10 protein-coding genes are annotated in these 12,721 nt (G+C 43.3%); all 10 read left to right on the top strand.

From position 1 onward, the window contains the following. The first annotated feature begins 45 nt into the window (after positions 1–45). The 10 genes from BW976_RS16110 (at position 46) to BW976_RS16155 (ending at position 12,719) form a co-directional block, all read left to right on the top strand. The gene (locus BW976_RS16110) at positions 46–1,551 is read left to right on the top strand and encodes a TolB family protein (RefSeq protein ID WP_076374350.1); all 1,506 of its coding nucleotides are present in this window, start codon (positions 46–48) and stop codon (positions 1,549–1,551) included. Between the two features lie 200 nt (positions 1,552–1,751). After that, positions 1,752–2,666, top strand: coding sequence for a sugar phosphate isomerase/epimerase family protein (locus tag BW976_RS16115; RefSeq protein ID WP_076374351.1), 915 nt, complete (start codon positions 1,752–1,754; stop codon positions 2,664–2,666). Between the two features lie 537 nt (positions 2,667–3,203). Beyond that, entirely contained in the window at positions 3,204–4,883 is a 1,680-nt protein-coding gene (locus BW976_RS16120; RefSeq protein ID WP_076374352.1) for a GMC oxidoreductase, read from the top strand. Positions 4,884–4,913: 30 nt separating this feature from the next. Next, complete coding sequence (locus BW976_RS16125; protein WP_076374353.1) at positions 4,914–6,344, top strand: Gfo/Idh/MocA family protein; 1,431 nt, start codon at positions 4,914–4,916, stop codon at positions 6,342–6,344. A gap of 132 nt (positions 6,345–6,476) precedes the next feature. Next, on the top strand, positions 6,477–7,043 hold the full coding sequence (locus tag BW976_RS16130) for a gluconate 2-dehydrogenase subunit 3 family protein (protein WP_076374354.1): 567 nt from the start codon (positions 6,477–6,479) through the stop codon (positions 7,041–7,043). 94 nt (positions 7,044–7,137) lie between these two features. Next, on the top strand, positions 7,138–8,289 hold the full coding sequence (locus BW976_RS16135) for a Gfo/Idh/MocA family protein (RefSeq protein ID WP_245834716.1): 1,152 nt from the start codon (positions 7,138–7,140) through the stop codon (positions 8,287–8,289). 6 nt (positions 8,290–8,295) lie between these two features. Continuing rightward, positions 8,296–9,348, top strand: a complete 1,053-nt coding sequence (locus BW976_RS16140; RefSeq protein WP_076374355.1) for a sugar phosphate isomerase/epimerase family protein — start codon at positions 8,296–8,298, stop codon at positions 9,346–9,348. 199 nt (positions 9,349–9,547) lie between these two features. Then, the gene (locus BW976_RS16145; protein WP_076374356.1) at positions 9,548–10,855 is read left to right on the top strand and encodes an MFS transporter; all 1,308 of its coding nucleotides are present in this window, start codon (positions 9,548–9,550) and stop codon (positions 10,853–10,855) included. Between the two features lie 142 nt (positions 10,856–10,997). Beyond that, positions 10,998–11,438, top strand: a complete 441-nt coding sequence (locus BW976_RS16150) for a c-type cytochrome (RefSeq protein ID WP_076374357.1) — start codon at positions 10,998–11,000, stop codon at positions 11,436–11,438. A 33-nt stretch (positions 11,439–11,471) separates the two neighbouring features. Further along, positions 11,472–12,719, top strand: coding sequence for a nucleoside permease (locus tag BW976_RS16155; RefSeq protein WP_076374358.1), 1,248 nt, complete (start codon positions 11,472–11,474; stop codon positions 12,717–12,719). The last annotated feature ends 2 nt before the right edge of the window (positions 12,720–12,721 follow it).

Here is a 12,721-nt window from a genome sequence, read left to right on the forward strand (position 1 = left end):
ACTTAGCGAGACCAATTATAAAGTGTAATATCAACACGAAAGTCCATGCATAATAAAATACATTGTTTATTTTTTTGCTTGCTTTGTTTTATTATTCTTAACCAAAAAGCAATTGCTCAAACCTCATCAATAGGAATATTTGAGGGTCAAACCGATATTGGCGTTGTAAAGCATAAAGGCAATTTACAATACTATCCTGAATTACAGCAATACCACCTGGAAGGCTCCGGCGCTAATATATGGGCCACCAGCGATGCCTTTCATTTTGTGTGGAAACGTATGAAAGGCGATTTTATATTACGTACCAATGCTGCTTTTATAGGTAAGGGGGTTGAGGCTCATCGTAAGATAGGCTTGATGGTACGATCTACGCTCGACTCTAACGCTAAGCATATCAATGCGGTTGTTCATGGCGATGGTTTAACCTCCTTACAATACCGTAAAACCGTAGGCGGCATAACCGAAGAGAAAAAATCAGGCATCACTGCTGCGGATGTAATCCAACTGGAGCGGAAGGGCAATATCTATACCATGTCGGTAGCCCGCAAAGGCGATATGTTTGTGACGGAAGAAGTAAGCGATCTTGACCTGGGCGACGAAGTTTACGTAGGCATATTTATCTGTTCGCATAACGCCGATCTAACCGAAAAAGCCACTTTTAATAATGTTCGCATCGTTGTACCTGCTCCGGCAACACTGGTGCTGTACAAGCAGTATTTAGGTAGCAGTATCGAGTTGCTTGATCTGGCTACACAAAATAGCACCGTTATTTATCAATCGCCCAAATCATTGCAGGCACCCAATTGGATGCATGACGGGGCTTCGCTTATTTATAACAGCGATGGCTCTTTATATAAATTCAATCTCAAAACAAGGCAGCCGACGGTGTTGAATACAGTCCCGGCTAAAAATAATAATAACGACCATGTGCTATCATTTGATGGCAAAATGCTGGCTATCAGCAGCAACGATGGCGGCCCATCAATCGGGTATACCGTACCTGTTACTGGTGGCGAAGCTAAAAGAGTGTCTGCTGTAGGTGTTGGCGCGAGTTATATGCATGGCTGGTCACCAGATGGTAAGTACATTGTATTTTGTGGGCAGCGGAATAATGAATTTGATGTGTACCGTATTCCTTCGGGGGGAGGTAAAGAGGAAAGATTAACCACTAGTCCTGGTTTGGATGATGGTCCGGAATATACACCCGATGGTAAATACATCTATTTTAATTCGGTACGCAGCGGTTTGATGCAGATATGGCGCATGAAAGCCGATGGCAGTGAACAAATGCAGATCACGAGTGACGATTACAATAACTGGTTCCCGCATGTATCACCCGATGGCAAATGGATCTGCTATATCACCTTTCTTAAAAACGAAGTGAAACCCGGCGATCATCCATTTTATAAACACGTATTTATCCGGGTGATGCCGGTTGGCGGCGGGCCATCAAAGGTGGTAGCTTATCTGTATGGTGGGCAGGGGACTATCAATACTCCGTCATGGTCGCCGGATAGCAAGCACATTGCGTTTGTGAGTAACTCTCAATGAAGAAGAGGCAAGAGATAAGAGTCAAGAATCAGGAAAAAGCCAAAAATGGAGATTTGAAAATGTGCGAAAGTCACTTTAATGAGATCAAAGCGATAAATTGAATTAAATGAAACGAAATAACCTAATATGTAGCTATCTTGTATCTTGATTCTAAGCTCTTGATTCTAAATTCCAATTATAACCTTAAATACATCATTTCAATGCAAACCTCCCGCAGAACATTTTTAAAAACAGGCGCCCTGGCATTAGCAGGCACGGCATTATTACGTGATAATTTACTGGCAGCAGATAAGCACTTGCAGCGTGTAGGTGTGCAGTTGTATAGTGTGCGCGATGCCATGAAGACTGATCCGGCAGGAACATTAAAAAAACTGGCCGATGCCGGCTATCACCATGTAGAACATGCCAACTATGTTGATCGTAAATTTTATGGTTATACTGCCAAGGAATTTAAAAAAGTAATTACCGACCTGGATATAAAAATGCCTAGCGGTCACACCGTAATGACGGCCCAACATTGGGATGCCGCCAAAAACGATTTTACCGACGCCTGGAAGTATACCGTAGAGGATGCCGCTACCGTTGGCCAGCGTTACATGATCAGCCCATGGTTGGATGAAAGTCTGCGTCATGATACCGATAAATTAAAACGCTTTATGGAGCAGTTTAACAAATGCGGGGAGTTGTGTCAAAAGTCATCTATGAAGTTTGGGTATCATAACCACAATTTTGAGATCAGCACCAAAGTAGGGGATATCACCCTGTATGATTTTATCATCCAGAATACCGATCCTAAACTGGTAGCCCAGCAAATGGATATTGGCAATATGTACAGTACAGGAGGTGTAGCGCTTGACTTTATTAATAAGTACCCGGGGCGTTTTGAGTCGTTACACGTAAAAGATGAGATCAAAGTAGCTCCACGGAGTGATGGTGATGATACCGAAAGTACTGTACTGGGCCAGGGCGTATTGCCGGTTAAAGAAATTGTAAAAGCAGCAAGCAAAAAAGGCGGTACTGTTCTGTTTATCATTGAGCAGGAAGCTTACCAGGGAAAGGACCCCGTTGATTGTGTAAAAATTGATTTACAAATCATGAAAAAATGGGGTTATTGATATTATTAAGGTAATTTCACCAGACAATAAATTTCCTGGAACACGCTGTTTTTAGTGTTTTAAATTATTAAGTTTGAAAATCGTTTTATAAACCAAAGTTCATTTATTAAGTCATTACGCCTGTACTTGTGTAAAGTACAAGTAGTTTAATAAAGAATTGCTAAAACCATTTACCAAATATGCATCGCCAGGAGATGAAAAGGAGAATGAGTATTAATAATACTGTTTAAATTGTATTTATATTTTTGGGGTTCTTCTTTTTTTAAACTTATTGATATATAATATTTTGTGTTTTTAAAATGCGTTTTTATTTTAAATTTTCAGTATATAAATAGGTAATGCAATCGATGGATGGTTACTTTAGGGCAGCAGGAGCTTCAGCTCCAAAATGCAAAAGCCAAAATAACCGAAATTGTTAAACCGACTAAAGATTTCAATGTGTAAAAAAAACACAATGCGCTATTTGTAAAATAATTTTTATTCATACATTTAGCGGGATAACCAAGTACTAAACAAATTCATTTTAACCGAATAGATATGTCTGCAAACACTTATGACGCTATCGTCATTGGCTCAGGAATTTCAGGCGGGTGGGCTGCCAAGGAACTTACAGAAAAGGGTTTAAAAACCATTATGCTGGAGCGTGGTCGTAACATCGAGCACATTAAGGATTATGTGAACGCTAATAAAGCGCCGTGGGAATTTCCTCACCGTGGCGGGCGCACGCAAAAAATGATCGATGATTACCCGGTATTAAAACGCGATTACCCCTTGAACGAAACCAATCTGGATTATTGGGCAAGTGATAAAGACAGTCCTTATACAGAAGTAAAAAGATTTGACTGGTTCCGTGGTTATCATGTTGGCGGTCGTTCACTGATGTGGGGCAGGCAATCATACCGCTGGGGCGATACTGATTTTGAAGCCAACCTAAAAGATGGTATTGCTGTAGACTGGCCTATCCGTTATAAAGATATTGCTCCATGGTACAGCTATGCCGAAAAATTTGCAGGCATTTCAGGTAACAGGGATGGCCTGGCTATTTTGCCCGATGGCGATTTTATGCCGCCCATGGAATTGAACGTGGTTGAAAAAGATGTAGCCAAAAGATTAAAAGAATACTATAAAGAAGAAAGGGCTATGATCATTGGCCGTACAGCCAATATCACCGTGCCGCATAATAACCGTACCAATTGCCAGTATCGTAACAAATGCTGGTTGGGCTGTCCGTTCGGGGCTTATTTTAGCACACAATCGGCTACTTTGCCTGCGGCTATGGCTACCGGTAACTTAACCGTTCGTCCATGGTCAATCGTTACTAAAATTTTGTACGATAAGGATACCAAAAAAGCCAAAGGTGTAGAGGTACTGGATGCCGAAACCAACAAAACCTATGAGTATTTTGCCAAAGTGGTATTCCTGAACGCCTCAACCATTAATTCTGCCTGGATCCTGATGAACTCGGCAAATGATGTTTGGGAAGGTGGATTGGGCAGCAGTAGCGGCGAGCTGGGACACAACCTGATGGATCACCACTTGAACGTTAATGCATGGGGCCAGGTAGAAGGTTATGAAGATAAGTACTATTTCGGGCGTCGTGCAAATGGATTTTACATTCCCCGTTTTGCTAATTTGGGTAACGATAAACGCGATTTTATACGTGGTTTTGGTTACCAGGGTGGTGCTAGCCGCGAAGGATGGAGCCGTGATATTGCCGAATTGAGCATAGGCGGAGCTTTTAAAGACGCCTTAACGGAGCCAGGTTCATGGTCGGTGGGTATGGGCGGCTTTGGCGAAACGTTGCCTTATCACGACAATAAAGTGTTCATTGATAAAACCAAAAAAGATAAATGGGGTCTTCCGGTTATTGCCATCGACGCAGAGTTGAAAGACAATGAGAAAAAGATGCGTATCGCGATGGAAAGTGAAGGAAAAGCAATGCTGGAAGCCGCAGGTATTAAGAATGTACAAACCAGTAGTAAAAATCCATATTTAGGTCGTGGTATCCATGAAATGGGTACCGCTCGCATGGGGCGTGATCCAAAAACATCGGTATTGAACCAGTGGAACCAGGTATGGGATGCTAAAAACGTATTTGTTACCGATGGCTCTTTCATGACATCGGCAGCATGCCAGAATCCATCACTTACTTATATGGCGATGACCGCCCGTGCAGCCAACTACGCGGTTGAGGCCTTGAAGAAAAACGAGATCTAAATTAACCGGATATCCAAAATATACAAACCAATGACTGAAGAACAGGACAAAAGTACTCCCGACGCCTCAAGACGGGATTTTCTTAAAAAAGGTACATTAGCCGCGGCAAGTTTCATGATCGTTCCGCGTTTTGTGCTGGGCGGTAAGGGCTTTATAGCACCCAGCGATAAACTGCTTATTGCAGGTGTAGGTGCAGGCGGCAAAGGCCAGAGCGATATTGCCAACTTTTACAAAAGCGGAAAAGCCGAGATCGCTTTTTTATGTGATGTAGACGACAGAAGGTCGGCAAACTCACGTGCCAAATTCCCTAAAGCCAAGTACTATAAAGATTGGCGCGAGATGTATGATAAAGAGTCAAAAAACTTTGACGCGGTATCTATTTCCACTCCAGATCATAACCACGCTATCATTACCTATCATGCTATGCAGCTGGGCAAGCACGTATATGTGCAAAAACCAATGACGCATGATATCTGGGAGGCTCGTTTGTTAACCGAGGCTGCAAAAAAATATAAAGTTGTAACCCAAATGGGTAACCAGGGATCATCAAATGATGGTACCCGTTTAATGTCGGAGTGGTATGATGCCGACCTGATTGGTGATGTACATACTGTTTATTGCTGGACAAACCGCCCGGTATGGCCTCAGGGCATTGCATGGCCGGCTCCTGCATCAGAAATTCCAAAAGAATTGGATTGGAACCTCTGGTTAGGTACTGCTCCTAAAAAAGACTATGTAGAAAAACTGGTGCCGTTTAACTGGCGCGGATGGTGGGATTACGGTACCGGCGCCCTGGGCGATATGGGCTGCCACCTGGTGGAAGCTCCGTTCCGTGTATTGGGTTTACAATATGTAAAAGATGTACAGGCCAGCGTAGGCAGTGTTTATGTAGATGAGTTTAAACAAGGTCACTTCCCGGAAAGCTGCCCTCCGTCAAGCCACATCACCTTAACTTTCCCTAAAACCAACAAAACCAAAGGCGATATTACTATGCACTGGATGGATGGTGGTATTACACCAGAAAGACCTGCTGAATTAGGAGCAAATGAAAAATTTGGCGGTGAAGAAGGTAATGGTACGCTGTTTATTGGTACCAAAGGTAAAATGTATGCCAGTACTTATTCAGATGCGGCAACATTATTGCCAAAATCATTAACTGCAAGTGCAAAAGCGCCCGAAAAATGGAAACGTGTACCGGGTGGTGCCGAAGGCCACTATGCGCAATGGGTTGAAGGCTGTATAGCCGGATACGGTAAAACAGAACTAAGCTCTTCATTTGACAAGGCTGGTCCGCTTACCGAAGCATTGTTAATGGCTAACCTGGCTGTACGTGGTCATGACCTGAGCGGTGGACAGGTAAAGTTGTTATGGGATAACCAGGCCATGAAGGTTACCAACTTTGACGCGGTAAATAAATACATCCAACGGGATTATCCTGATGGATTTAAACTGAAAGCATAACGGTGAGTAGGGAGTAGCGAGTAGTGAATAGTAAGTGATCGATAAATTTATCATTTTCACTTGTTAATTCCCCACTCACTACTCCCCATTCACCGCTCACTAAATCACTAATTCAATAAATCAATAAATACCATGAATAGAAGAGAAGCTTTAGGCAGGGTTGGATTGATACTGGGAGGTACCATAATCGGCGCTGAGTTTTTTATCTCGGGTTGTAAGCCAAGCTCCAAAAAAGTGAACGAATTGTTTGATGAAAACAACGTAGCTTTATTTGATGAAATTGGCGAAACCATTTTACCGGCTACCAGTACTCCTGGTGCCAAAGCTGCGGCTATAGGCAACTTTATGGCCCTGATGGTTCAGGATTGCTATAAACCAGAAGATCAGAAGGTATTTGTAAAAGGTATTTCTGACCTGGATGAAGCCAGCAAGAAAAAATTCAGCAAATCGTTTATGGAAGCCGATGCTAAACAACGCACCGAACTGCTTACCGAACTGGATGCCGAGCAAAAAAACTACACCAAAAACAAAAAGCCCGAAGATCCGAACCATTACTTCCGGATGATGAAAGAGTTAACCCTGCTGGGTTATTTTACCTCGGAGGTGGGTGCAACCAAAGCCCTGCGCTACATTGCTGTACCCGGACATTATGATGGCAACGTACCCTACAAAAAAGGCGACAAAGCCTGGGCTACTTAAAAAATTAGTTATTAGTTGATTAGGTGAGTGGAGAATGGTTATAAACTCATGCAACCACTCACCAATCGATTGAATCAACCACTCACTAAAAAGAATGAAACTAAGATTAGGAATGATCGGTGGCGGTCAGGGCGCGTTTATTGGCGCCGTGCACCGCATAGCCGCACGTATAGATGGTGAATATGAATTGGTTTGCGGCGCTTTTAGCAGTAATCCCGAAAAATCGCAAGCCAGTGGCTTGTTGTTAGGATTACCTGCCAACCGCATCTACAACTCATACACCGAACTCATCGAAAAAGAAAAACAACTGCCGGAGAACGAGCGTGTACAGGTGATCAGTATTGTGACACCAAACCATGTACACTTCGCCCCAACAAAAATGGCACTGGAAAATGGCTTTCATGTTGTTTTAGATAAACCCATGACCTTTTCCCTGGCCGAAGCCAAAGAACTGGATAAAATAGTAAAGGCTACAGGCAAATTATTTTGTCTTACCCATACCTATACCGGCTACCCGATGGTAAAAGAGGCCAAACAATTGATCAAAGCAGGGAAATTAGGTGCTATCCGCAAAGTATATGTAGAGTATCCTCAGGGATGGCTCAGCAGCTTTCTGGAAGGCGATGATAATAAACAAGCTTCATGGCGCACCGATCCGGGTAAAAGCGGTATTGCCGGTGCCATGGGCGATATAGGTACCCATGCCTTTAACCTGGCCGAGTATGTGACAGGCTTAGAAGTAACCAAAATTTGCGCCGATATCAATATCGTAGTTGAAGGTCGCAAACTGGATGATGATGGCGCTGCGCTCCTCAAATTTAACAATGGCGCAAGCGGCGTATTAACCGCTACCCAAATTGCTGCCGGCGAAGAAAATAATGTTAAAATACGTGTTTACGGCGAAAAGGGCGGATTAGAATGGCACCAGAGCGATGCCAATTCCCTCAGCGTAATGTATACCGATAAACCCATGGAAGTATGGCGCACAGGTGGTGGTTACACCAGCTCGTTCGCGCAGCATAATACCCGTACACCAGCCGGTCACCCCGAAGGTTATTTGGAGGCTTTTGCTAACCTGTACCGCAACTTTGCCTTAACCGTAAAGGCTGGTATTGAAGGCAGAACAGCTACTCCGGAAGAATTGGATTTTCCGGGAGTAAAAGAGGGAGTACGTGGCATGGCATTTATTGAAAATGTGATCGCCTCGGGCAAATCAGATAAAAAGTGGACCGAATTTTCTATTTAAAAAACTATGACAACTATAAAAGGACCAGCCATATTTTTAGCGCAGTTTATAGGCGATACCGCACCATTTAACAGCCTGGAATCTATTTGTAAATGGGCCGCAGGCCTGGGTTACAAAGGTGTTCAGCTGCCAACTTTAGATGCCCGTTTTATCGACCTGCAAAAAGCTGCCGAAAGCAAGACCTATGCAGATGAAATCAAAGGTATTGTGAACGCTGCCGGATTAGAAATTACCGAACTATCAACCCACCTGCAAGGACAGCTGGTGGCTGTAAACCCGGTTTACGATTCGCTTTTTGATGCTTTTGCACCTGAAGCTTATCGCAACAATCCGGCTGAAAGGCAAAAATGGGCTGTTCAGCAATTAAAATATGCGGCACAGGCATCAAAAAACTTAGGGCTTAAAGCTTCCGTTACTTTTAGCGGCGCCTTGCTTTGGCCAATGGTTTACCCATGGCCGCAACGCCCTGCAGGTATTGTAGAAACTGGTTTTGATGAACTAGCTAAACGCTGGAAACCTATCCTGGATGTATACGAAGAAAACGGTATTGACCTTTGCTACGAGCTGCACCCTGGTGAAGACCTGCATGACGGTATCACCTTCGAAATGTTTTTAGATAAGGTTGGTCATCATAAACGTGCCAATATCCTGTATGATCCATCGCATTTTGTATTGCAGTGCCTGGATTACCTGGAGTTTATCGATATCTATCACGAGCGCATCAAAATGTTCCATGTAAAAGATGCCGAATTTAATCCAACAGGCCGTCAGGGTGTATATGGTGGTTATCAGAATTGGGTTGACCGTGCGGGCCGTTTCCGCTCACTGGGCGATGGTCAGGTTGATTTTAAGGGGATATTCAGCAAATTAACCCAGTATGATTTTAAAGGATGGGCCGTATTAGAATGGGAATGCGCGCTTAAACACCCGGAAGATGGGGCAAGAGAAGGTGCCGTATTTATCAAAGATCATATCATTAGGGTTACCGAACGTGCCTTTGACGATTTCGCCGCATCAGGTTCTGATGATGCTTTTAACAGGAAGACGCTGGGGATATAATATAATAAACTATGTCATTGCGAAGCCCCACCCAACCCTCCCCGGTAGGGAGGGCTTTAAATAGCATTTCAAAAGTCTTCCCTTCTGGGGGAGATTTAGAGGGGGCTTATTCTCAATGACATACTTAGATAAGTGAGAAGGTAAAAGCATTATATTTGGTATACCAATTAACCAATTAATTAAACCTAATTATCTTTAAATGCAAGCCATTAACCGTACACAGCTCTTCAGGGCCAGTTGTTTATCCCTGTTGGTAACATCATTATCATTTGGCATACGTGCCGGTATCTTGAACGATCAGGGTGTCAGATTTCACCTCAACGCTTCAGAACTAGGCACCATTGCTGCAACTGCTTTTTGGGGCTTTCCACTGGCTATTATCGTGGGAGGCTTTATTGTAGATATTATAGGCATGAAAAAATTGCTGGTATCGGCTTTTGTTTTTCATTTAATAGGTATTTTGCTTACCATTTTTGCCAACGGGTACTGGACACTATTCCTGTCGACACTGATGATCGGTATCGCCAACGGAACAGTCGAGGCTTCCTGTAATCCTTTAGTGGCTTCGCTGTATACAGATAATAAAACCACCAAGCTTAACCACTTTCACTTATGGTTTCCGGCGGGTATTGTGATAGGTACATTGATCGTGTTTGGGCTGGATACGGCGCTGGCACATGGCGTATCTCCAAAACCTTACTGGATCTCGCAGCTGGAGGTAGCCATTATGCTTATTCCAACATTAATTTATGGTTTCCTTTTCTCCAAACTGGAGTTCCCGGTAACCGAAAGGGTATCGGCAGGTGTAAGTACAGGAGATATGTACAAAGCTCTCATCAATCCGCTGTTTGTGTTTATGATCATCTGCATGTTTGGTACGGCTATTACAGAACTATTTACCAATCAGTGGACCGACGTATTATTTAAAACGGTAACCGACAATGCTATTTTGATACTCACTTTTGTGGCCTCGGTGCAGGTATTGGGCAGGGCATTTGCCGGTCCAATTGTACATCGCGTGGCACCACAGGGCGTATTGCTTATTTCAGCGATATTGTCGGCATTGGGCATTTACCTCATGATCCACCTGCATGGCGATGCTATTTATCTGGCAGCTGTTGTTTTTGGCTTGGGAGTTGCTTTCTTCTGGCCATGTATGATAGGGTTTGTAGCCGAAAATCTGCCACGCACAGGTGCTGTAGGCTTAAACCTGATGGGCGGTGCAGGTATGTTTGGTGTATCTATTTATATGATATTTATGGGTGGGCATTATGATACGATCATGGCCCAGAAACTCCCGGCAGGGGCAAGTTTGGATGCTTATCGATCGGCAGCGGCTGGTACAGATATGGCCAAAGCTTTTGACGCGGCCAGATCAGCCGCAGGTCCCGAAGTGTTGAATACCACGCTTATTATTCCTGTAGTATTGATAGTTGCTTTTGCCGGTTTGGTGTTTTACATGCGCGGCAAGAAAAAAAGTGAACCATTAAGCACAGTTGCGGTGTAAAAAGTACACTGATTATGATAAAAAATTGTATTTTTCACCCTCGTTAATCAAAAACCAAAAAACAGAAGTAAACCGGCAGGTGTAATCAACTAAAACAGCTATTCCCCTGTCAGGTTATTATTAAAAAAACAAAAAAACACTCATGAAAAAGGCTTTTTTTATTCTTTGTATCAGCGCGGTAGTAACAGCTTGTGGCAGCAATTCATCAACCAAAGGTGGCAGCGACAGCACCAGCGCGGCAAATCAAACCGCAAAAGCGGCCGATGCTAATGCTGATACAGTTGTTGCAAAAACAGGTACAGAAGCAGCAGGCGGATCAGCAGGTTCGGCTAAAGGCGAAAGTTTAATGGCAGCTGCCGATTGCAATACCTGTCACAAGGTTGATACTAAGGTAATAGGACCTGCATTACAGGATGTTGCGGCTAAATACCCGGCTACCGAAACCAATATTGAAACCCTGGCTAAAAAAGTTATTGCCGGTGGTAAAGGTAACTGGGGCGATATTCCAATGTCTTCTCACCCTGCTTTGTCTTTAGATGATGCTAAGGAAATGGTTAAATACATTTTGTCCCTGAAAAAATAAACCTAACCAATTATAAACCTTACAAAATTAACTATGACCACTGGAATCAGGGTAAAACTTTCTGCCATGATGTTCCTCGAATTTTTTATTTGGGGAGCATGGTTTGTAACATTAGGTGCATTTTTAGATAAAACACTGCACGCCACAGGTGTTCAGGCAGGATCTGTATTTTCGACCCAATCATGGGGTGCCATTATAGCGCCCTTTGTTATTGGTTTAATAGCCGACAGGTATTTTAACGCCGAAAAAATATTGGGTATTCTGCACATCGCAGGCGCTATATTAATGTACCAGATGTACAAAGCCCCGGATGTGGCCGGATTTTATCCCTATGTATTAGGTTACATGGTGCTGTATATGCCAACGCTGGCGCTGGTCAATTCAGTTTCATTTAACCAGATGACCGATCCGGAGAAAGAGTTTTCTTCTATCCGTGTTTGGGGAACCATTGGCTGGATATTAGCAGGCTTAGCCATCAGCTATTTGTTTCACTGGGATTCTCAAAATGGTATTGCACAGGGCTTTTTAAGAAACACTTTCCTGATGGCCGGAATTGCTTCCCTGGTTTTAGGTTTATTTAGTTTCACATTGCCAAATACGCCGCCTAAGGTGGCCAAAGGCGAAAAAGTTAGCGTTTCGCAGGTACTTGGTTTGGACGCATTAAAGCTTTTGAAAGACAAGAATTTTGCTGTGTTCTTCGTGGCTTCTATCCTTATCTGTATCCCATTAGCGTTCTACTATCAAAATGCAGGCGCGTTTTTAGCTGATATTAAGGTTGATAACCCTACCGGAAAAATGACTATCGGGCAAGGTTCGGAAGTGTTGTTTCTGCTTTGTCTGCCTATTTTCTTTAAGAAATTCGGATTTAAAAAAACAATCCTGGTGGGTATGCTGGCATGGGCGGTTAGGTATGCGATGTTCGCTTACGGTAACGCCGGTGAATTAAGTTTCCTGCTCATTATAGGTATAGCGCTTCATGGCGTATGTTATGATTTCTTCTTTGTTTCCGGACAGATTTATACAGATTCAAAAGCTGGCATTCAATATAAAAGCGCTGCCCAGGGCATGATAACCCTGGCTACATATGGCGTAGGTATGTTGATTGGATTTTATATTGCCGGGTTAATTTCCGACAGTTATAACAGTCCAGCCGGGCACGATTGGAAAATGATATGGCTGATACCTGCCGGTATCGCAGCCGTAGTATTTATCCTGTTTGTATTGTTCTTTAAGGATCAAAAAGATAACGTAGCTATTAACGAACCTGCACCTAATAACTAAAC

The organism is Mucilaginibacter lappiensis, from assembly GCF_900155965.1.
GTDB classification, from domain to species: domain Bacteria; phylum Bacteroidota; class Bacteroidia; order Sphingobacteriales; family Sphingobacteriaceae; genus Mucilaginibacter; species Mucilaginibacter lappiensis.